Origin of the sequence: Streptomyces sp. NPDC048521, assembly GCF_043199855.1 — a bacterium.
In the GTDB taxonomy this organism is placed as follows: domain Bacteria; phylum Actinomycetota; class Actinomycetes; order Streptomycetales; family Streptomycetaceae; genus Streptomyces.
Genome location: NZ_JBICWR010000011.1, coordinates 110,900 through 132,162, shown reverse-complemented (window position 1 = coordinate 132,162; position 21,263 = coordinate 110,900). Strand labels below are relative to the sequence as shown.

General features: G+C 67.9%; 17 protein-coding genes and 3 pseudogenes. 9 read left to right on the top strand and 11 right to left on the bottom strand.

What is annotated here, in order from left to right; genetic code table 11:
• Positions 1–151 precede the first annotated feature (151 nt).
• A complete protein-coding gene (locus tag ACGFRF_RS25025) occupies positions 152–1,150 on the top strand; it encodes a helix-turn-helix domain-containing protein (protein ID WP_393743425.1) in 999 nt (332 codons plus the stop codon).
• Positions 1,151–1,187: 37 nt separating this feature from the next.
• Here ACGFRF_RS25025 and ACGFRF_RS25020 read toward each other — a convergent pair whose 3' ends face one another.
• From ACGFRF_RS25020 to ACGFRF_RS25010, 3 genes are all read right to left on the bottom strand, one after another.
• A complete protein-coding gene (locus tag ACGFRF_RS25020) occupies positions 1,188–1,820 on the bottom strand; it encodes a peptide deformylase (RefSeq protein ID WP_393743423.1) in 633 nt (210 codons plus the stop codon).
• A gap of 631 nt (positions 1,821–2,451) precedes the next feature.
• A complete protein-coding gene (locus ACGFRF_RS25015; RefSeq protein WP_014669002.1) occupies positions 2,452–2,763 on the bottom strand; it encodes a replication initiation protein, RepL2 in 312 nt (103 codons plus the stop codon).
• Positions 2,760–3,212 carry a MarR family transcriptional regulator gene (locus tag ACGFRF_RS25010; protein WP_078611565.1) on the bottom strand — a complete coding sequence of 151 codons (453 nt, stop codon included), beginning with the start codon at positions 3,210–3,212 and terminating at the stop codon, positions 2,760–2,762. The genes ACGFRF_RS25015 and ACGFRF_RS25010 overlap by 4 nt, the downstream gene beginning before the upstream one ends.
• A gap of 1,378 nt (positions 3,213–4,590) precedes the next feature.
• Here ACGFRF_RS25010 and ACGFRF_RS25005 point away from each other — a divergent pair.
• Positions 4,591–5,126 (top strand): annotated as a pseudogene (locus ACGFRF_RS25005) (IS5 family transposase); the annotation flags it as partial.
• 19 nt (positions 5,127–5,145) lie between these two features.
• Here ACGFRF_RS25005 and ACGFRF_RS25000 read toward each other — a convergent pair.
• Positions 5,146–5,505, bottom strand: a complete 360-nt coding sequence (locus ACGFRF_RS25000) for a YfbM family protein (RefSeq protein WP_393743420.1) — start codon at positions 5,503–5,505, stop codon at positions 5,146–5,148.
• Between the two features lie 132 nt (positions 5,506–5,637).
• On the opposite strand from ACGFRF_RS25000, the gene ACGFRF_RS24995 reads away from it, so the two are divergent.
• Complete coding sequence (locus ACGFRF_RS24995) at positions 5,638–6,291, top strand: class I SAM-dependent methyltransferase (protein WP_393743418.1); 654 nt, start codon at positions 5,638–5,640, stop codon at positions 6,289–6,291.
• 590 nt (positions 6,292–6,881) lie between these two features.
• Here the strand turns inward: ACGFRF_RS24995 and ACGFRF_RS24990 are convergent.
• Both ACGFRF_RS24990 and ACGFRF_RS24985 read right to left on the bottom strand, forming a co-directional pair.
• A complete protein-coding gene (locus tag ACGFRF_RS24990; protein ID WP_393743416.1) occupies positions 6,882–7,265 on the bottom strand; it encodes a VOC family protein in 384 nt (127 codons plus the stop codon).
• 582 nt (positions 7,266–7,847) lie between these two features.
• The gene (locus ACGFRF_RS24985; protein ID WP_393743415.1) at positions 7,848–8,708 is read right to left on the bottom strand and encodes a hypothetical protein; all 861 of its coding nucleotides are present in this window, start codon (positions 8,706–8,708) and stop codon (positions 7,848–7,850) included.
• 367 nt (positions 8,709–9,075) lie between these two features.
• On the opposite strand from ACGFRF_RS24985, the pseudogene ACGFRF_RS24980 reads away from it, so the two are divergent.
• Both ACGFRF_RS24980 and ACGFRF_RS24975 read left to right on the top strand, forming a co-directional pair.
• Positions 9,076–9,476, top strand: a pseudogene (locus tag ACGFRF_RS24980) (IS110 family transposase); the annotation flags it as partial.
• A 442-nt stretch (positions 9,477–9,918) separates the two neighbouring features.
• Positions 9,919–10,341 (top strand): annotated as a pseudogene (locus tag ACGFRF_RS24975) (transposase); the annotation flags it as partial.
• A 173-nt stretch (positions 10,342–10,514) separates the two neighbouring features.
• Here the strand turns inward: ACGFRF_RS24975 and ACGFRF_RS24970 are convergent.
• The gene (locus ACGFRF_RS24970; protein ID WP_393743413.1) at positions 10,515–10,904 is read right to left on the bottom strand and encodes a hypothetical protein; all 390 of its coding nucleotides are present in this window, start codon (positions 10,902–10,904) and stop codon (positions 10,515–10,517) included.
• Between the two features lie 1,848 nt (positions 10,905–12,752).
• On the opposite strand from ACGFRF_RS24970, the gene ACGFRF_RS24965 reads away from it, so the two are divergent.
• The 3 genes from ACGFRF_RS24965 to ACGFRF_RS24955 all read left to right on the top strand — a co-directional run bounded on the left by ACGFRF_RS24965 (position 12,753) and on the right by ACGFRF_RS24955 (position 15,974).
• On the top strand, positions 12,753–13,838 hold the full coding sequence (locus tag ACGFRF_RS24965) for a bifunctional DNA primase/polymerase (RefSeq protein ID WP_393743709.1): 1,086 nt from the start codon (positions 12,753–12,755) through the stop codon (positions 13,836–13,838).
• Positions 13,835–15,388, top strand: coding sequence for a phage/plasmid primase, P4 family (locus ACGFRF_RS24960; protein WP_393743411.1), 1,554 nt, complete (start codon positions 13,835–13,837; stop codon positions 15,386–15,388). The genes ACGFRF_RS24965 and ACGFRF_RS24960 overlap by 4 nt, the downstream gene beginning before the upstream one ends.
• Before the next feature lie 202 nt (positions 15,389–15,590).
• The gene (locus ACGFRF_RS24955; RefSeq protein WP_393743409.1) at positions 15,591–15,974 is read left to right on the top strand and encodes a DUF6009 family protein; all 384 of its coding nucleotides are present in this window, start codon (positions 15,591–15,593) and stop codon (positions 15,972–15,974) included.
• 154 nt (positions 15,975–16,128) lie between these two features.
• Here ACGFRF_RS24955 and ACGFRF_RS24950 read toward each other — a convergent pair whose 3' ends face one another.
• The 3 genes from ACGFRF_RS24950 to ACGFRF_RS24940 form a co-directional block, all read right to left on the bottom strand.
• Complete coding sequence (locus tag ACGFRF_RS24950) at positions 16,129–17,049, bottom strand: alpha/beta fold hydrolase (RefSeq protein WP_393743407.1); 921 nt, start codon at positions 17,047–17,049, stop codon at positions 16,129–16,131.
• A 122-nt stretch (positions 17,050–17,171) separates the two neighbouring features.
• The gene (locus ACGFRF_RS24945) at positions 17,172–18,137 is read right to left on the bottom strand and encodes an RNA polymerase sigma factor (protein ID WP_393743405.1); all 966 of its coding nucleotides are present in this window, start codon (positions 18,135–18,137) and stop codon (positions 17,172–17,174) included.
• A gap of 141 nt (positions 18,138–18,278) precedes the next feature.
• Positions 18,279–18,965, bottom strand: coding sequence for a transglycosylase SLT domain-containing protein (locus ACGFRF_RS24940; protein WP_393743403.1), 687 nt, complete (start codon positions 18,963–18,965; stop codon positions 18,279–18,281).
• Between the two features lie 464 nt (positions 18,966–19,429).
• Here ACGFRF_RS24940 and ACGFRF_RS24935 point away from each other — a divergent pair, with 464 nt between their 5' ends.
• Positions 19,430–20,449, top strand: a complete 1,020-nt coding sequence (locus ACGFRF_RS24935; RefSeq protein WP_393743401.1) for an SAM-dependent methyltransferase — start codon at positions 19,430–19,432, stop codon at positions 20,447–20,449.
• 102 nt (positions 20,450–20,551) lie between these two features.
• Here ACGFRF_RS24935 and ACGFRF_RS24930 read toward each other — a convergent pair whose 3' ends face one another.
• On the bottom strand, positions 20,552–21,022 hold the full coding sequence (locus ACGFRF_RS24930) for an SsgA family sporulation/cell division regulator (RefSeq protein ID WP_393743399.1): 471 nt from the start codon (positions 21,020–21,022) through the stop codon (positions 20,552–20,554).
• Positions 21,023–21,263 lie beyond the last annotated feature (241 nt).

Below are 21,263 nucleotides of genomic sequence, written 5' to 3'. Positions count from 1 at the left end.
CCCTCCCGCGTGACCCTCACCACCCCCACGCGGCCGGCCCCGCCCCCCCCCCCCCCCCCCCCCCCCCCCCCCCCCCCCCTGCCGTCGCGGGCCCCTGGAGTAAAGTCCTCGGACTGTCCACGCCACGACAAGCGAGGGGGGGCCTTTCGGGATGCTGGAGGCCGTGGGAGTCCCGCACGAGCAAGAGGCCGTCTACCGCCTGCTGGTGACCGCCGGCGGGGCGACCGCCGACGCCGTCGCCCGACGCACAGGTGTGAACGAGGCCGACAGCACACGTGTGCTGGAATGCCTGGTGCGCCAGGGGCTGGCCAGCCACACCGACGGCACACCTCGGGTGTACCGGGCGGTGCCCCCGGACGTGGCGCTCCACCCCCGCATCAAGCACACCGCCGACGCGCTGGACGCGGCACGGGCGGAGGCGGACCGGCTGCTGGAGGCGCACCGCGAGACCGTACGCCGCCATGACGCCGGACAGTTGCTGGAAGTCATCACCGGCGCGGAGGCCCTGCGCCAGCGGCTGAGACAGATCCAGGCCAACTCCCGTGAGGAAATGCTCTGGTTCTGCCGGGCCCAGTACGTGGCGATGCCCTCCGGCACCAACAAGGAGGAGTACGAGGCCCTCGCCCGAGGCGTCCGTTACCGCGTGCTGTACGAGAAGGCCTTCTTCGACGACGAGGGGGCCGTGGACAACGTCATGGCGGGCATGCGAGCCGGGGAGATCGCCCGCGCCGTCCCCTGGCTGCCGCTCCGCCTCGCGATCGCCGACCGGTCCGTCGCCATCTTTCCCCTGGTACCCGGCGGCCCCCACGGCGGTACCGATCAGCCGACCACCGCACTGGTCAGGGACAGCAACCTGCTGGGCGCCCTGGTGGCCCTGTTCGAGAGCTACTGGGAGAACGCCGTCCCGCTGCACTTCTCCGAAACGGGCGAACTGGCCACGGACGACACCGGATCGCACCGGTCGCTGTCACCGGCCGACGGCAAGCTGCTGTCCCTGCTGGTCGCGGGGGTGGCCGACAAGGCGATCGCCTCGCAGATGGGCCTCAGCCGCAGAACCGTCCAACGCCGCATCCAGAACCTGATGGAACGTGCCGGAGCCGGAACCCGCATGCAGCTCGCCTGGCAGGCGGCCCGACGGGGCTGGCTGTGACCCGACTTCCTGTCAACAGCCTTGCGAGGGCGGCCAGTTACCGCAGTGAGAAGCCGAGGTGCTCGGCGGTGGCCGCCAGTCCGGCGGGACCCCACCGCTTCGCCACCTGGTCCGTCGTGGACAGGGAACGCAGCTCGGCGCGATCGAGGTAGAGCACCCCGTCGAGGTGGTCGGTCTCATGCTGCACGATGCGTGCCCCAAGCCCCGCATACTCCTCCACGAGGCGCTGTCCCGTCTCGTCCTCCCGGGTCAGCCTGATCCGGTCGGGACGGGCCACCACGGCCTGCCAGCCGGACACGCTCAGGCATCCCTCGAAGCTCACCGTCTGCGGTCCGCCCGCCGCCTCGTACGAAGAGTTGATCAACACGGTGAACGGCACGGGCTGCTGACCGCTCTCGATCAGCCGGGCGGTGAGCGCCTCCGGCGTCGCCAACACCGCGAGCCGCAGCGGAAGCCCGACCTGGGGCGCGGCAAGTCCGACGGCGTTGTGCGTCTTCTCCATCGTCTCGCGCATCCTGCCGACCAGATGCTGCAGCACGTCGTCGCCGAGCTGCCCGTCGTAGGAAGCCGTCTTCTGCCGAAGGACGGGATCGCCGGCCTGGACGATGCTGAGGGGTCCCGGCTTCTCGAGGAGCTGAGCGACCCTGTCGACAAGTTCACGATTCGCCATGTCTCACCTTTCAGAGGCCTTGATGCAGAGACACATGCGCGTTGCCCGGCATACGACATGGGTCACGACGTCAGTATAGGAGACACGTATTCCGGGAATCCGCGGCCTCGGGCGTCCCAACACACATGTGTACCTGGGACGTTCAGGACGGCATGCCGACCAAGGAAGGGAGGCAGCCGTCAAGCGGCGGGTGATCACGCTGGGACAGAAAGCCTCACCGGCTCACAGGCGGAGAACGTCGTCCGCACCCCGGAAGAGTCATGCCGACGGCCGCTGAGGGACCGTCCTCAACGAAAAGTCGTCTCCGGCGCTCCGGGAGCGGTTACGGGAGAATCGTTCTGAGCGAAGAATCGAACTGTTCGAAAAGCAGACCGATATGAGATGCCTTGACCGAGTTGCTCACATCAGGTAATCCATCAAGAGCCCGAACGCCCTGTCCCCCGGCGAGACGGGGCAGACCGCACCGTCGACACGACGACGGGAGCCGACTTGCCTGAACAACAGGCAAAGGCGTCCTGCGGATCGCTCCTCATTGACGTGACGTACATGTAGCGCGATCCGCAGAGCGCGTCAGGTAGCCCGTCAGGTGGCCAGCTGAAGCGCGATCCGCGGAGCGCGTCAGGTGGCCAGCTCAGGTGGCCCGCCGGAACGGAACCACGACCCGCTCCCCCAGCTGCCCCGGGGTCAGCCGGTAGTACTTGATGTGACCGATCTTCTCCGTCTGCTCGAGCCACCCGAGTTCGATGACCTGCTTACGCGTTCTGGAGAAGACGGGCGGCGCCATGCCGACCAGCTTGGCCAGCTGAGCAGCAGTTTCCAGAACGGCGCCTGAGCGATCGGTCGGGTGCAGAGCATAGAGCATGACGACGAGGCGCTGGTTGGCGGTCATGCCGGCCGTGGCCTCCAGCAGCCTGAGGTTTTGCTGCCTGTCGTCGCTGGTCACTTTGCCTCCCACCGTGCTGGCGTGTTCTCGTCGAAGCCCGGGATGTCTGGTGGATTACATGATTTCACCGCTTCACGCTGTTCCAACCCTGTGCCGTGGAAAGCGATGTAAGGACTGATGCGGTAAAGGTTGTAATTTCCGATCCGTCCACGCACAACCAGGATGCGGTGCTTGGTCAGCTTCCTATTGATTTTCCCCACCGCGTCGGTCGACATGCCCACCCGTTTGGCGATGTCGGCTCCCGTGGCCCTCAGCGGCTCCATCCCCTCCGGAGAGACGCCGATCCACCAGAGCACCAGGAACTTCTGGCTGGGCGTGAACGCCTTCGACTCCGTGATGGCCTCGACCCTGGCTTTGTCTACCTGGGTGTGCCTGCCGGAGAAGGCATATGGCGCATAGAGGACTGGCTCGCCCGTGTCGGCGTCGACCAGTCTGCGTGCTGCTCCCAACAGGCCCTCCGTGCATGGGTCATTGCCGCACTGTTCCTTGAGGGGCGGCCTTCGAGCCGCCCTCATGAACCTAACGTACATGAGCAGGAAGTCAATCAACTCCGCCTGTCGGCCGTGTCGTCTGCCGTCAGGGAGCACTTCGCGATCCCCTCGACGCTGACTGCACCTGCGTAAGACATGTACGTGACGTCAATCTACCGCTGCTGTAGAACAGCGGTACTCAGTTCCTGTGGACGTGGTGGCGGTTCCTGAGAACTGCCTGGCAGTCCCCCAGAACCGCCTGGCGGTTCCCTCAACCGTGGTAGCGGTCCAGGAGAACTGACCACCACGATCTGCGGAACTGGGCACCCGGTTCCGCAGATCTGCCTCTGCTGTCACAGGAACTGCCTGGCAGTTCACACGGTCTGGGTCGAGACACCTGTTTGCGCAGGTCAGAGGCCCTTCGGAGGCGTCGCTCTCTCCTCTTACAACTCAGCGCCGTACGGGGTTCTCGCACTCAGCTCAGGGCCGTGAACGGTGCAGTGACACCCATCGAGGACTCCCCCTCCCCCACTGCGCCCGCACCACAGAAAGTCAGCCACGACGTACCGGTACGGGCATGACCAGGCGCGCGTATGTCTCCGTCAGCCCCCACCCGGCTCAGCCACGCCATCGAATTTGGCAAGTCCCCACGGAGGGGCAGCGGTTGACGATGCCTCGGCCGTCACGTCGGGACACCGAAGCCGCCCACGCCGAGCAGCGGTTGACGATGCCTCAGCCGTCACGTCGGGACGGACACACAAGCGCCCACGCCGAGCAGCTGGGAACCTCGCCTCACCGGAGGCGGCGCGCGCCCCAGCAGGAGAGCCGCGTCGGACCGACGGGCAGAGGCGCCCAGAGACCGACGTCCCGAAGTGAGCGTCGGCTCCCCTACCCTCCGCCCACGCAGCTGAGAAGCTGGTGATCGCCGGAGTCAGTGTCGCACCGCAGTGCCCCTTGACGTGGGCGCGTGTTGATCAGCCCGATGAAGTCGCAGGGACAGTCCGATGGAGTCGCAGGGACTCACGCCTGTAGAGGCATGCGATGTCAGCTCCGAGTGCTCTCGAGGCACAGCTGGTGGCGGACGCCCACATCACCGTAGACCTATTACGGCGTAATAGCCCAGCCGCCGCCCGCCGAAGCCACTACCGGCCCGACAGGTTCTCGCCGACGCCCGGCAGGGCGTGCACGACCGGGATGCCGAGTGCCGGAACGTCTACCTCTCGGGACGAGTGCCGGAACGTCTACCTCTCGGGACGAGTGCCGGGACGTCTACCTCTCGGGACGAGTGCTGGGCGCAGGGCTAAGGCCTGTCCGGCGGATCATGAGTGATTCGGCTTGCGAAGCCGTGTAGTTGGTCGTGGGCCGTGGCGATCTGACGAACGAGGAATGGCACCGCCTGGAGCCGCATCTACCCGTCCGCGGACGGCGTGGTGGGCGGTGGGCCAGTCACCGCAGGGTGATCAACGGGATCCTCTTCCGTGAGCGGACCGGGATCCCGTGGCGGGATCTGCCGGAGAGGTTCGGCAGGTGGAAGACCATCTATGAACGGCACAGACGCTGGTCCGCGGACGGTACCTAAGACCGGATTCTCCAGGCCGTCCAGTCCGACGCCGACGCGCAGGGCCGGATCGACTGGAGCATGGTGGGCGTCGACTCCACGTCCTGCCGTGCCCACCAACACGCCGCCGGCGCCCGCAGGAAGACACCCCGCATACCGAAAAAAGAGCCACGCCCCGGCAGCACCGCCCCAACGAGGGACTCGGAAGGTCCCAGGGCGGCCTGACGAGCAAGATCCACCTCGCCAATGAAGGTGGTCGCAGACCTCTCGCGCTGCTGGTCACTCCCGGCCAGTGGGGCGACGCACCGCAGATGATCGCCGTACTCGAACGCATCCCAAGTCGGCCTGCGTCAGCTACGCGGCGGTGACACCATGCATCAGGGCATCGCCTGACGTGGTGGCCAGGGCAGCTGACGCCGTACGCACCTGTTCTGGAGTGAGGTAGCGAGGCGGCCCGTATCCCCAGTCTTCAGCTCCAGGAGTCTCCTCCTCTCCATGCACGATGTCGACGGGGAAGTCGATGCGTCGCAGCAGAAAGCGCAGGGTGTCCCAAGCCTTGTTTATGTCGAGGCAGCGTGGAGGGACGGTGCTGGCGCCCTCGTCCAGTGCGGCATCGATCAACTCGTCGATGAACTCCCGGGCCCAGCGCGGGTTCTGAACCGCCCGTTCGAGTTCGGCGGAGGTCAGGCGTGCGTACTCTCCGATCATGCTCATGGCCGCATGCTAGAGCCGGACCGGAAACGATCACCGGAGTGGGGTGACGGCCGGGCGGCCGCAGCGGTGGTGTCACGCAGGTCAACAATGTCGCGCCATTGCCTGTCAGCTCCCGGGTCTAGGCTCGACCGCATGGCCGAGCCCTCCTTTCTGACCGCCGTGCGTGAGTCGTACGACACGGTTGCCGTCGACTACGTCGAACGCGTCCCGCCTCCAGCCGCAATGGACCCGCTCTCACGCGCGATGCTGGCGGTGTTCGCCGAACTCGTTTCGACGGCCGGTCTGGGGCCGGTCGCGGACCTGGGATGCGGCCCCGGCCGCGTGACGGCGCACCTGGCCGGGATGGGGGTGTCCGCCTTCGGCGTCGATCTGTCACCGAAGATGATCGAGCTGGCCCGCCACGCCTATCCGAACCTGCGGTTCACCGAGGGCTCGATGACGTCGCTGGAGATGGGGGACGACGAGCTCGGCGGCATCCTGGCCTGGTACTCCACCCACCACACGCCCCCGCAGTGGCTGCCGGCGGTGTTCGCCGAGTTCCACCGCACGCTCGCGCCCGGCGGCTACCTGCTCTGGGGAGACTACGTCGGCGATGAACGGCTGCATCCGACCCAGGGCTATGGCCGTCCGGTGTCCTACGAGTCGTACCTTCTACCACTGGACCGCACAGTCGGCCTGCTGGACCAGGCCGGACTCGTTGTCACCGCGAGACTGGAGCAAGAGCCCGGCGGACGGGTCAGGAGACCGCACGCCTGCCTCCTGGCCCGCAAACCCGAAAGACCGTGACGGGGGCTTGTTCCTGCGGCGAAGCCGCTCGTGCCCGAACACAGACGATCACAGGACGGGCGGCTCAGGACACTGGGTGGAGAGGGCAGCCACCCCAACGGATGCCTTTCTCCTGCCGCGGATACGGGCACGTTCGCGGCCCTGGGCAGCCAGGACATCGGGGGAGGGGGCGGGCGTTCTGGCCGCGCCAGTGCACGTAACGGTGCAGCACATACAAGATCCCGCACAGTACCGACCGGCTGTGACTGCGGTGCTTTGCTTCAACCGGAGCACGATCTCTTCCACGAACCCGTACTCCCCACCCCGTCGTGCGCAGCGGAGCTATTACGCCGTAATAGGTCGGCAGCGAGAAGTACCGGGTGGAGCTGTACTGGGAGAGCTGTACTGGGACCGGCACGCGTGGCCTGCAAGGCCGACTACCGTCGGCGTCGCGCGGTCAAGTGCGGCATCAGCGCCTCAAGAGGTATCGGGTCGTGGCCACGAGGTACGACGAACTTGCTGTGCGCTGCGCGGCGACCGTTCCGATCGCCGCCATCAACGAGTGGCGTGACCAGCTCTCACACGAAGCCGTCCAGGACGGCGCGCGAGCTTCAGGAACGCATCGCCGCTCGGTCGGACTCGCTGCGCAGAACGCAGAATTCATTGCCCTCGGGGTCGGCAAGGACTGCCCAGCCAGAGCCATCGGGGTTCCGGTGATCGGTGACGAAGGTGGCACCGAGGCCCAGCAGCCGTTCCACCTCCTGCTCGCGCGAGGTTTCAGGGCGCAGACACAGATGGATCCGGTTCTTGCTCTTCTTGGGCTTGGGCACCTGGTTGAAGTGCAGCACCGGGCCCTCCGCCAGCAGCACCTGAGTCTCTCGGTCACCCGGCTTGTCCTCCGGATGCAGCGGACGGCCAGTCACCCTGCTCCAGAACCGAGCCAGCTCGTAGGCATCCGCACAGTCAATCGCCACGTTCTGCAACACCGAAACCATGCGCGCCAGCCTTCCTGTCTTCGGCTCCAGACGCCACCGAGTGGCGCTCATCGTTCCCACACACAGGGCCCTTGCCAGCACGCTCGATACACGCCCTGGCAAGGCCGGGCGGAGTCGAGCGGTGCTTCAGTCGGTTGAAGCACCGCTCCACGGCGTTGCGTCGACGGTACGTCTCGCGGCCGAAGCTGAGTGGTCGGCCGCCCTGGGCAGCTGCGGTTGTGTCGGTGTCGCGGTTGGTCCGCCGCCTCGGGGAGGGCGTGACCGAGCCCGCGTTTGCGTAGCGCGGGCGGCCGGGGACCGAGGCGCGGGAGACGGATGCTCAGCAACGGCTGCGCGCCGACCTCTGACCTTCCCGGACGAGCCAGCCGATGTCGCCGGTCGCATCAGCTTGGACACGGATCTGCTCGTGGCCGGCCTGAAGTCTGCCTGCCAAGCGCGACCGCGACCAGCGGCGGTTCGCGGGCCCAGTCGGAGCGGTAGGGGGGTCCTGGCTATTACGGCGTAATAGCCAGGACTACCGCGCCACCCGACCGCACTCCACATCGTGGGCATCTGCCGGCCTCACCGTGAACGAAATGACAGTCACGCGCGATGCGCCACGGCGCCGGGGGAGTCGGATTCGTGACTGGTCCCCGGTCCCTGTTGCAGTTCCACAGCCGCGGCCAAGGCCAGCCGGGCCTCCTCGGTCAGCGCCGGTGAACGGCCCGTGCGCTTCTCCGCTTTGAGCAGAGCACGCAGGGCTGCGTCGAAATAGCGGTTGAGGCTCACCATCTGCAGGGGAGTCCGGCAATGGGGGAGTACCTCCTCGATCTCCTCCAGCCAATAGTCGGCGTCCTCATCGCACTGCAAGGACTCGCGCTGCTCCAGCAGACGGGTCGCCACTGGTACCAACAACTCATGCCGCCGCTGCGCCGCCTCCTGGGCGCGCCGCTCGGCAGCCTGCTCCAAGGCAAGCCGTCGCTCAGCACTGAGGACCGCCTCAGGCGTCCGACGTACGGGGTGGGCCTGAGGCGTCTCGTCGATGAGCTGGACGGCCTTCAGTCTCTTCGCCTTGTTGTAAGCGGCGTTCGGTGCGCCGACAGCCAACGCGGGGGCCAACTCGATCCACTGGGCTCCCGCTCGGCGGGCATCGTCCACTGCTCGCACCTGGTGGACCTCGGTCTGCTCACGGAGGTACTCCCACAACTGCACGCGCTTCAGCGCCGCGGCACGCTGTACTTCAGGTGGTTGCCTCCGCAGCGCTTGGACGTGCTTCTCGGCATACAGAAGCGCACCGAACAGTTCATCATCGGCAGGCATGCGCTCCACGTCTGGGTCTTCTGCGTCCTCGTGCATCTTGCGTAGTTCACCGACGACGGCCGGAGCATCGAGGGAGCCGATCCGCATAGGGGCCTTGACCAGCGGTTTTGTAGGACGGCTCGCACTTCGCGCGCGCTTCTTCATGCTCATATCCTGCCCCGCCGAACGCCGTTTCACAGACTGTGAATCCTCTCCCGTCCTCTCGCGACGCAGGGCATCATGAGCCCGGGGCTATTACGCCGTAATAGCCCCGGCGGGCCTCCCGTTACCTTTTTTGTGGCTCAGCAGTGGCGCCTCCGGTCTTCGGGTCCGGCATGGCTTCCCCCCTTGCTGTTGTGATCCGGCGGGGGCACCTGGTCCCGATGCGTCGAGGGACCGCTGATGAGGGGCTTGAGCACCGCCTCCACCCGGGCGCGGAAAAGCTCTCCGTAACGTGGATGTGGCAGCTCGGTGCCCCGGCAAGGCCGGACGAAAGCGTGATGGAGGGGCCTGCGCGCGGGTCACCGGCGACATCGGCGTCTTCCACGGCCTGGACGTCGCCCAGGGCGAACACCACGCCACCGACGTCACCCCGGCCGGGAAGAAGGCCTTCGACGATCGCCTGCCCAACACAGAGCCCAAACTCCGCGAGTTGTTCGCGAAACTCCAGGCCAAGAACGGGACAGTACTGATGGTGGTCGACCAGCCGGCCTCAATCGGCGCCCTGCCGCTGGCGGTCGCCAGGGACATGGGCCGCCAGTCGCCTACCTGCCGGGGCTGACGATGCCACGGATCGCCGACCTCTATCCGGGCAAGGACGAGACGATCGTCGAGTTGAAGATGATCGTCGGGTTCCACGACGACCTGGCCGGGGAGGCGACCCAGGGCGCGAAACAGCTGCACGGCCTGCTGAACCAGATCCATCCCTCGCTAGGGCCTGTCTGACAAATGATCACCGAGCATGTAGGTGCTCGGTCCGATTGCCTTGCCGTCCTGGTACCGGGCAGTGATTCTGGGCAGGTGCCAGGACAGGGGGAGAGAAGGCGGCGGCAGGAGGAGGCGCGGCAGCGGCTTGCTGCGCGCACCGCGCCGGACGCGGGGCAATGGGAAGTGGTCGTTGAGACTGGAGACCAGGCGGAGATGCGTACGCGGTTGCGCCGCCCTCAGGAGGCGGGAGTCGACGGTTCAATGATCCGGATCGACACGCTGTGCGGGCGCCTGGGGCTGCCGGCCACCTACCGGCTGAGCCGCTTCGTAGCAAACCCCGCACGGGAGTCCGAGCACGAGCACTCTGATCATTGATCTTGTGACAGGTCGAGGTGAGCTGACGGATGCGGCGTGGGAGCGAATAGAGCCTCTGCTGCCGCGGGTGGACGGACACGTCAACGATGCCACCGCCTTCGGCCAGGTCCTCGACGGCATCCGCATCCCGCGCGCCGTTACGGGCCGACCTCGCACGACACCGGCGCGCGTGCTGGGCGACAAAGCGTATTCCAGCCGGGCAGTACGCCACCTGCTGCGGCGCCGGGGCATCGTTGCCACGATCCCGACCGCCGCGACCAGATGGCCAAACGCCGACGACGCGGAACCCACGGCGGTCGCCCACCCGCCTTCGACAAGGACATCTACCGCAACCGCAACGTGGTCGAACGATGCTTCGCCCGTCTCAAGCAGTTCCGTGCGATCGCGACAAGGTTCGACAAGCTCGCCGTTCGCTACCGGGCTGGAATCGTCCTGGCAGCTCTGATCCTGTGGCTCCGCCAACCCGCCAGGTGATCATTTGTCAGACAGGCTCTAGTCCTGTGACCGCATGCGTTCGCCGGGTTGGCCGCGTGCTTCGAAATCTTGGTCAGTGCGGCTGGCTAGATGATCAATTCCAGGGGATGCCTGCAGGGGGGCGGCGGCCGAAGCCTCCGCGAGGCGGTCAGGCGGCGGGCTGCCGGCCCTGGTTGTCGAGGTGGCAGCGGGCGGTCAGGCGTCAGGGTCGACTTCGGGGTGCGTGAACCGCACGGGCTTGCCCAGCGAGAGGGCGTAGGCGATTTCGGCTCGGGTGCTGTCTCCGATGTAGTCGCCGACTACGAGCACCTCATCAGCGAGCCGGATCTTCGCCCGGTGCAGATCGTCGAGTCGAACCTTCAGCGCCTCGGCCTCGACAGGATCGGACCAAAGTTCGTGCGGCGACTTCATGTCACAGCCCGGTTTGACGACAATCTTTCCGGCTTTGGTCTCCCGCAGATCGGCCTCGGTCATCTCGCTCATGAAGCGGGTGGAGCCGCAGATCACGACGATACGCGGGAGGCTCAACAGCTTCTTTGCGTCGGCGAGCTTCTCCTCGGGGGTGAGCAGTTGCGGGTCTGACACTGGTTCCTCCTGGTGGTGTGGTCCAAGGGGTGCCTGCGGAGACGAGAACGAGGGTGTCCAAGATCGTTTTGTGACGAACGACGTGGACACCCTCGCGACAGCACTCTATGCGACGACCGACGACATCCTGAAGGAGCATCCCGAGCTGGGCGCTGTGGCGCCCGCCGGTCGGCAGCGAGAGCGCCCCGACAGACTCTCATCGGCGACAAGAACTGCTTCGGCCGTGGTTTCGAACGCGAACTGTCCGTACGTGGAGTCCAGTTGCTGCGGCCTGCCCGTGAAGGTGAACGGAAACTGCCTGGCGGAGCCCTGTTCCTGCCGCTGCGGCAGGCCATCGAATCGATCAACGAGACCTTCAAGGGACAGCTTGACCTCGAACGGCACCGAGGGTGCACACCCGGAGGGGGCATAGCCCGCGGCATGCAACGCGTCCTCGCGCTGTCCGCCGCGATCTGGCACAACGACGCCACCGGACAAAACGTCCTAGGCTCACTGATCGCCTACGATCACTCACCCCTTGGAATAGATCATCTAGTGCTGCGAGCGCATGGGTCGCCGGGTCGTTCAGGCCGCGGCGGCGAGGGGGCGTCAGCCCGCACGTACGAACGCGGGAGACCTGTCCCAAAGGACGACCCGAGTCACCCGTACCCTTCTCGCTGTCGGCGGGATCGAGGAACACGTGCTGTCCAGTCGCCTACCTGCCCGGGCTGGACAGGGGCTCGGCGCAGGGCACTTGAAGGCCCCCCTACACGCACGTCCGGCAGCAAAAAACTTGTCCCCGACGACCTGAGGGATCGGACAGCCCGGCTGTTGCCGGTGCGGCCGACACAACAACGCGGCCGTACCGCGTATGCGAGGTGTGCCGTCGCGTTCCCGAGGCCACCAGCCCGGGGACAACACGATCAGGCGACCATCCCCCACGTTCCCCAAGAGCCGTCTGCCGCACGAGCCTACGGTCGGCAAACGCGTCCTTCCAGTAAAAACCTGTTAAAAAGCGGCCAAGTGTTCGGCCAGGGCAGGGACGGACATGTCGGTGCCGGGGAGAGCATCGCTCAGGGACCCAAGAGAAACGTTGCGGCTTACAGCGAGGTAACGGCAGCAGGGACCGAAGAAGTTCAGTCCCTGCTGCACGACTCGCCCGGGGTGGGGCACGTCGCTGCGAGCCGGCGCCTCGTAGAGCAAGGGACTCAGGGGCGGAGGGACCAAAGGGCCGACAGGGGCCGACAGGGCCTGACCTCAGGGGCGGAGGGACTGCGCGTGTTTCGGTCCCTCCGCTTCCGTCCCTGATGTTTCTGCAGGTCAGAGGGCTGAGGCAGGGTCTGAGAGGGACTGTAGGGACCGAAAAACGCAATTATGACGTAGACAAGAGATGTATTCGTACGCGCGCACGCATACAACACAACTATCAAGTACAGCTCATAATGGCGAGGTTGAGTCCCTACAGTCCCTGTTCTGGGCAACCTCGAGCCTCTGACCTGCAGTGATAGCCCCCGCCCCGTCAGGGACTGCCCAGATTTCCAGCCCCTGCGCCTTGGTCCCTGGACCCTTTGGTCCCTCATCCCTGCCCCAGGGACGGGGTTTCCCCGCTCCCTCCCCGCAACGGCAGGTGAAGTTCACCGCGCTGTTCAGTCCCTTCAGCCCCTAGGGTGGGGGTGGCATACCTACCCAGGGACCCAAGGGACCCACGAAACTGATAGAACGGCACGCGGGTCAGACAGACACTCCCTTTTCAGTAAGCGGGCCTTACACTCGTTTCGCATCAGAGTCCCTTCGGTCCCTGGCGGGGCCAACCTCCCACGCCAGGTGTGTGAAGTGATCGGGCAGACAGAAGTGACGAGGACGATTCCCGTGCCCCGCGAAGACAAGAGCAGCCGTAGCGCAGCAGGAGTTGCGCACGGGTCGCCGCGAGATGTCGCGCGGTGGTGTGCGGCCCAGGGCTGGCCGGTTCACCCCCTGACCCCGGGACGCAAGACTCCTGTCGGGAACTGCCCCGCCTGCTCGGGTCGCCGGCACGAACCGGCGTCGTGCCCGTGCCTGCCCGCAGGACGCCCGTGTCATGGCTTCCACGCCGCCACGACCGATCCCGGTCTCGTCGAACGTTGGTGGGCCGACACCCCGGCCGCTGGCGTCGGAGTCGCCTGCGGTCCCGCCGACCTCGTCGTGATTGACATCGATGCCCACCAGGCCCCCGTGCCGGACCGGGGGCGGCTCCTCCCCGGCATCCCCATCCCCGACCAGGTGCAGCTTGCCGGGCTGGCCTCAGGTTTTGACACGCTGGCTCTCCTGGCCGCCTACCGGGGTGAAACCTCCCCAGCCGAGGACGAGAACACGTTGCGCGTCCGTACCCCCTCCGGTGGCCTGCATGTCTGGTACCGCAATTCCGACACGTCGACGCGGTACAGGTGTTCGACCGGGTCCGCCCGACATACGGCTCTCGCCTGGCAGGTCGACGTGCGCGCCGACGGCGGCTACATCGTGGCCCCAGGCACTCGCACGCCGCAGGGTGTCTACCGTGCGGAGGGAACGGCCCGCCGTCCGGCCCCGCTGCCGGACTGGCTCCAGCGCGAGTTGCGTCGTACGGGACACGTGCTCGAGCCCCAGCGCCCTGCCGTCGCCGCTGTCGCCGTGCCACAGGTACGGGGACAACGGCGAGCCGCCTCCGCGGAACGGCTCATCGATCCTTTGATTGCCCTGGTCGCGGAGTGTGCCGCTGCCCCCGAAGGGACCGGGTTCACCGAGAAGCTCAACCGCGCCGCCTACACGGCCGGCGGACTGGTCGGGTCGGGGCATCTCGACCACGCCACCATTCGTGACCGACTTGTCCGTGTCGCCTCCTATGCCCGGCCGTGGCAGCAGACCAGGAATGAAAAGATCGTCGACGACGCCCTTGCCGTAGGGTCCGTCCGCCCTCTTCACCTCAAAGGACGTCCATGAGCAGCAGCGCCGAAGGCTCACCGCGTTTCGATCCGCAGGCCGCCGCTCAGCAGATGCTCGACCTGGAGACGGTGGAAGTGGTGGTCGCACCCGCACGTCTGCCCGCACAGGGCTTCGTGAACGCCCCTGTGGCGTCTTTCGGCGGCGGAGCCGCCTCCTCGGCCCCCTTGTTGCCTCCTTCCCTCTCGGACCGGGGAAACGCGCGCCTCTTCGTGCAGACGCACCGCGATCAGTTCCGGCATGTGGAGGGCCTGGGCTGGTTCGCCTGGGACGGCTACCGGTGGAAGCGCGGGGGAGGGGAGAAGGCCGCCCTGTGGGCCGCGGGGGAGATGGCGGAGGACATGCCGGCCACCGACCCGCGAGGGGTCTTCAGCGACCGCGAACTCGCGAACCACAAGCGCCGTACGCTGTCCACCACCGGTCTGAAGGCCCTTCTCACGCAGGCGAAGGCCTCACCGGACATCTCCGTGTCCCCCGACAGGCTGGACGGAGACCCCTACGCCCTGTGCACCCCCGTCGGAGTGGTCGACCTGCACAGCGGTCATCTCCGCAAGCCCGATCCCACCCGTGACTTCCACTCCCGTGCCACCAGCGTCGCCCCGCAGGCCATGGAGACCCCCCGCTGGCACCGGTTCCTCGCCGACACCTTCGGTGACGACGACGAGGGCCGGGAGATGATCGACTTCCTGCACCTGCTGCTCGGCTACTCCATCACCGGCGACGTGGGCGCACAGGTGCTGCCCTTCCTGCACGGTGAGGGCAAGAACGGCAAGTCCGTGCTGCTCGACATCATGATCCAGATCCTTGGCGACTACGCGGACGCGGCTCCGCCGGGCTTCCTGATGGACCGTGGCGCCTTCTCGGAGCACTCCACCGAGCTGACCGAGCTGCACGGGCGCCGCCTGGTGGTGTGCAGCGAGCTGAAGCCGAACGACAAGTTCGACGAGGCGCGTGTCCGGCTCCTGACGGGCGGCGACAAGATCAAGGCCCGTCGTATGCGGCAGGACTACTTCTCGTTCACCCCCACGCACCACCTGTGGCTGCTGGGCAACCACCGCCCGGAGGTCTCCACGGGCGGCTTCGCGTTCTGGCGGCGCATCCGCCTGTTGCCCTTCACCCGGACGGTTCCGGCGCACCGCAGGATCGACAACCTCGCCTTCGAGCTGGTCCGCGACGAGGGGCCGGGAATCCTCCACTGGCTCATCGAGGGGGCACAGCGCTACCTGCGCACCAGGGACCCGCTGGAGGGCCCTGACAGGGTGCGTATCGCCACGACGGCCTACGCCACCACCGAGGACCACATCGGGCGTTTCCTGGCCGAGTGCTGCACCCGTGACGGCGATTCAGGGAAAGATCTACGGGTGGAGCAGGGGCTGCTCTACTCGGAGTACAGCTCGTGGTGCAACGCTGGAGAGGGGATCCGGCCCGCGACGCCCCGGGCGTTCGCCAACCGCGTCCGTCAGGAGGTGGGCGTGGCCTCGCCCAACGACATGATCAAGTCGAATGGCCGGAAATATTATCCTGGCATTGCCCTATTGGAGCACTCATGACGGCCTCCGTACGTCTGCTCTCTCCACCACGTGGCCTACACCGTCGTCGGAGTGCGCTCTACGATGGTGAGCGGGCCCCGTATGCGGTGGGCCCCCGCGAAGCGGCCCGTCCCCTGGCGATGGGCGGGCCGGAGCGACACGGACAGATGCCCGGCCATGTCCCATGGCCGGGGAGCACGCCGACGAAGGAGAGGCTGCAGCCATGAGTTCGCTGTTGACCGAGAGCGACCTCATCCACGAGGCCGAGGTGGTGTGGCTGGAGAATCTCGAACGGCTCGACTACGTCCGTCAGGCGCTGGACAAGACCAGGCGGCGCAACACCAAGCCGCCGTACGCGCGCGACGGGCGCATGGTCGGGTACGCGCTGCTGGACGAGGGCGCATCCCCGGACCCGGACAGCGGCCTGTACAAGCGCCGGGTGTTCTTCCTGCTGCCCCACGACCGTGACAGCCTGCCCGACGGCCTGTACCGCGAGGGAGCCCCGGGAGAGGCGGTCGACCCGCGCACCATCGCCCCGAAGAAGCCGGGCGCGAAGACCCCCAGGTCGCAGTCCGGCTCCGTGGCCATAGCGACATCGACGTCCTGACGCCCGGCTCCTCGAGCGGGGCGTCGCGCGCGCGAACCTCCGTCTCAGGCCGGGCGCGGGACGAGATTCCTCCGTTAGTGGAACGAGCGAAGCCCTCACGGAGTTCACGTGCGTCCGCCCGGGAAGGGCCGACGCACGTGAAGTGCCGTACCGCCTACGCCGCCTCGTCCTGCGGTGCCGCCGTCTCGAGGACGAAGCCGCGGATCACGTCCGCGAACAGCTCGGGCTCCTCGATGTGCCCCATGTGGCCGCTGTTCTCCAGTATCAGCAGCCTAGAGTCGGGAATCAGCTCGTGCAGTTCGCGGCCCCAGCGCACGCCGCAGATCACGTCGTGTCGGCCCACGACGACCAGAGCCGGCACCGTCAGTCCCTTGAGCGCGACGCGATCATCGATGACGTCGGGCCTGAGGTCCTCGTCCAACCCCGAGATGTACGTGGCCCGGATCGCGTCCCGGAACGGAGCCAGCCGTTCCTCGTTGCCCCAGTAGTCGGCGAAGTACGACGGCAGTACACCCCGGGCGACCGCCTCGGTCTGCTCGTCGTCGGAGATGCTGGACATCGCGCCGAACGCGGCCAGCACGTCCGGCAGCCCCGGGTGGCCGGCGTGCTTCGCGGCGAACGCCTCCACCATCCGGCCCGCCTCCGAGGCGTGTTCGGGCCCGGTCACCGGAGCGCCGTCGTACAGCACGACGCCCGCCAGTTGCCCGGCGCGGTGCAGGGCGTGGTAGGCGGCCACGAACGCGCCGTGCGAATGCCCCAGCAGGTGCACCTCGGGCACGCCGAGACGGTTGATCAGTGTCTCCAGGAAGCTGCTGTAGCGCTCCCGGGTGTACCCGTGCGGATGCGAGGGGAGACGGCTGTCCTCGGCGGTGCCGATGGGCTCGACGTACACCATGGTCAGGTGCTTTTCCAGGGCGGGCGTGCGCATGTACTCCCAGCGGATGCCGGGGCCGCCGGAGTGGACCACGCACACCGGGCCGTTGCCGTGGACGTGGTAGCGCTGCACCAGTCCGGCCAGCTCGTAGATGTGGGTGCCGAGGGAGAGGGGGTCGGCCTGTACAAGGGACCTGTTCATCGGATACCTCCGTGAGGTGTGCACGTGTCTCTGACACCGACACGACACTCCGGAGGCCGAGAAGTTCGATCGACCGGATGTGACCTGCGCCATACCGCTCGGGGTGGGCGAGATACGCGGCGTCAGGCCGCGGCGGGCGGGGGTACGGTCTGCGGCCGCGGTGAGTGGTAGAGGGAGACCCGGTCGAAGCGGCCGTCGTCCAGCGTCATGATCCAGGCGACCGCGGGCGGGCAGTGGTCCGGGTTGTCCGGTGGGTTGACCAGTTCCATCTCCCAGACGACCAGAGAGCGGCCCGCCACCACATGCAGGGGGCGCTGGCGCACGCCCGCGGAGAGGTCGCCGTCCATGCCGGCCAGCAGCAGGTCGACTCCGCCGAGCCGTTGGCCTCCGGCCAGCAACGCGACCTCGGGGGAGTAGCGGTCCTTCACCACCGTGCCGAACTCGCCCCGCTCGGCGGCCTCGAGCGTGGCGTGCACCTCCTGCCAGCTGGCCTCCGTACGCCGCAGCACGTCCTCGTGCGCCGTGGCCGCGGTCGCGGTCAGGGCCTGGGCCAGGGCGGTGCGTGCCTGGCTCAGCCGGCTGCGCACGGTGCCTACGGGCACCGCGCAGGCCTCGGCTATCTGCTGGTACGAGGTGATCCCGGTGGAGAAGTAGCGCAGCACGACCGGCAGCCGCAGGGTCGGCGACAGCGCCTCGACGGCCTCCCAGATCCAGTCCCGCAGCGCGTGGCTCTGCAGAACCTGCTCGGGTGTGGCGTCGTCCGGCGGCAGCGGCACCTCTTCCACGGGCTCGACACGCCGGGCGGCGCGCAGCAGGTTGCGGCAGTTGTTGCGTACGACCATGCGCAGCCAGGGTCCCACGGCCTCCGGGTCGCGGACGTCCACGATCCGCCGCAGCGCCACCAGCGCCGTTTCCTGCATGACGTCGTCCACGTCGGCCCCCGGTCCGAGCAGGCTGAGCGCCACCGCGCGCATTCCGGGCCGGTGCCGCTCCAGCAGCAGGGCCAGCGCCGATACGTCGCCGGCCTGGGCGGCCAGCGTCAGTGCGGTGTCCTCCGCCGCGCCGGTGTCCCCCGGCATCCCGCTCATCCCTCGCCCTTCCCGCCGTGACACCTGTCCCTCTTCGAGACTAACTCTCCGAAGTGCACGTGTGTCGGCAGCCTCCCGGGCGGGCCTGATGGGATGACGCCCAAGGCGCAGGTGGCCGTGGCCGCGGGAGTGCGACGGGTCTCAGTACCAGTGGTTGGCCTGCCAGAACGACCAGGCCCGGCAGGGGCTGCCGTAGACGGTGTTCATGTAGTTCAGGCCCCATTTGATCTGGGTGGCCGGGTTTGTCTGCCAGTCGGCGCCCGCGGAGGACATCTTGGAGCCGGGCAGTGCCTGGAAGAGGCCGTAGGCGCCGGAGGAGGTGTTGACCGCCCGGTAGTTCCAGCTGGACTCGTGGTTCACGATGTTGCTGACGCACTGGTACTGGCCGCTCGCCACCATCTGGCGCGCCATCGCCTGGATCTGCGCGACGGTGTAGGAGCTCTGGACGGGGAAGTCGGCGGAGCCGCGGCTGGCGGCGGCCTTGGCCTCGGCGCGCTCCTTGGCTTCCTCGGCCGCCTTCTGGGCGGCCTCCTTCTTCGTGCTCGCGGTCTCGGCGGCGGCCTTGCGGGCCGCTTCCTCGGCGACTTTCCTGGCGCTCGCGTCCGCGGCGATGGCCTGTGCGTCGGCCTGCTGCGTCAGGGACGCCGTCTGCACCTGCGCCTGCTCACCCGCGGGTATGTCCGCGAGGAGCGTGGTGTCGGCTGCCGTCGCCTCGGCGTCGTCGTTCTGTGCCGCGACGCTGCCCGAGGCAATGCCGACGACGCTTCCGACAGCGGTGACCGCGGTGGCCGTGGCCACCGCTAATCCGCGGACCGAAATCGTGCTCACGCGTGTTCCCTTCGGTTCGTCCGTGAGGCCGAGCCGCGACGCATGCGGCCTATCTCGCCTGTGGAGTACGGCAGTTGAAGCACTCTGCCGTGCCGCGGCACGCAGCGCAACGTGCTGGTGAAGAAGGTGTGGATGTTCACAGTCGATGCCAGCCACGCGCACGCCCGATCTGAACCGTTTCCTCTCTTCGGCCCGCCCTTTGGGTGGAGCGGCCGTCCTTCCGTCGGGGGAAGCGAAGAAGGACGACCGCTCCTTTCCTGCGGCCAGGCCAGCCAATGAACACACTGACCGCAGGAGCTTTCCTCTGGGGCAACGGGGTGGGAGCCCGGGCGGGTTCACCGGCCGGACGAGAAAAATCGGAGCGGGCACACCTGGACCGGGCGGCACGTGTTTCCCGCCTGTGGCAACATGTGTGTATACAAGCGTGAAACGTGTGTCGAAACAGCGCTCCTCCGGAGGCTTCCGTGTCCGTACCGCCAGAACTCGACGGCCCCGCCATGGGCGGCGTCCTGCCGCTCGGCGAGGACCCGGTGGCCACTCTGGAGGCGGCCGTGTGGGCCATGGCGGCCGTCGTGAGCACCCAGCGGCAGGCGCTGTCGGAGCCCCTGGAGGACGTGCTCAGGGCAGACCCGCGGCGTACGGCGGTCCTGGAGAGCGTCGGCCTGGTCCGCAGGGGTGTCGACGAGTACGTCGTCCACCCCTCGCTCGCCCCGGCGGACACCCCGACCGCACGCAGCGCGGTGGAGGCGAAGCTCAGCTCGCTGCGTCAGGCCGTGTCCGCCGCCGCCTTCGACGCGGCAGCGGACACCGAGTCCGGTTGGGGCGCGCAGAGCGACGAGGTACTGCTCAGCCAGGGGCGGGCCTCCGCCGCGACAGGCCGTGCGCTCGCCGGGAAGGTCGTGCCCCAGCTGCCCGGGTGCGCCGAGCGGCTGCGGGCGGAGGGCAGCCGTGTCCTCGACGTGGGCACCGGCGTCGGCGCGCTGGCCGTGGTACTGGCCGAAAGCTTTTCCACCGCACAGGTGGAGGGGATCGACGTTCTGGAGCGGGCGCTGGGCCTGGCGAGAACGGAGCTTTCCGCAGCGGATCCGGCCGTGGCCGCTCGGGTGTCCCTGCGCCGGGAGAACGCGGCGGAGATGTCGCGGAAGGACCACTACGACTTGGTCTGGCTGCCCGCGCCGTTCCTCCCGGAGGAGGAGCTGCGGGCCGCCCTCCCACGCCTCGCCGCGGCCCTGGTGCCGGGCGCGTGGCTGGTGGCGGGGACCAACCCCGCAGCCGACGACGCGCTGCGCCGCTCCGTCGGCCGGTGGACCGCGGTGCGCGGCGGCGGCAACTCCTTCGACACCACGCGCATGAGCGAGGAACTCGCCGCCGTCGGGCTGGAGGAGACGAGGACCTTCCCCACGGTCCCGGGCGGCCCCGTCCTCGTCGCCGCCCGCCGCCCCGGGAGCTCGGAGCGTCCCGCGCTCCGTGAAGCGGACGGATAGGGCACGGTGGACCGGACGTGGAGTGACGGAGGAGGGCGGCGCCGAGGGCGGCTGGAGCGAGGACGGTGACGTGTCGAGCCGCTCGCGGACCATCCCTCGTGATCAGTCGGACTGCGCCGTCGGGCCGTGGAGCAGGTCCGCGGTGGTGACGTCCCAGTCGACGCCGGCGAGTTCGTGACCGGCGGGTACCAGCTCGTAGGTGTGCTCCAGCCACTCCGCGAGCGGTGGTACGGGCAGTTCGAACAGCGCCGCCATGTCACGGGAGACCAGCTGAAGCCGCGCGGTGGCCCGCTCCTCCAGGTTGACCGGCCAGATCTGGACGTCACCGAGGCCGCTCATCGAGTACAGCCCCTGCTGGAGGAGGTCTCGCCCGATCCGCCACAGGACACGCGGGCCGCCTTCGACGAGGAATTCCACGCACACGACCAAGGGGAGTTCCGGGTCGTACCGGAACTCGGCCCTGATCGCCTGCCGGGCGGAGACGTCCAGCACGCGCTCGATGTCCAAGGTCAGCTGAGGACGGCCGTGCGGTGCCGTTCGGCTGGCCTGTACACCTGGCTGGTAGCCGCTCATGTCGGGTGGGTCCTTCCCTGTGGCAGAAGCTGGCCCGACCTACTCTCGCCGTCGCGGGACAGCCGTACATAAGTAACTTGACCGTCGAACACCACCGGCCGTGACGGTGCTCGCCGCGACCGGACGCCTGCCAGGCGGACCGCTGTCCGTCTCGAGGGTGCCTGTCCGGGCCGTCCTCCACGGGGCCCTGGCCCCTCCTCTGAGGGGCTGTTCCGGGCCCGCCCGCGCCGCGGTTCGCCAA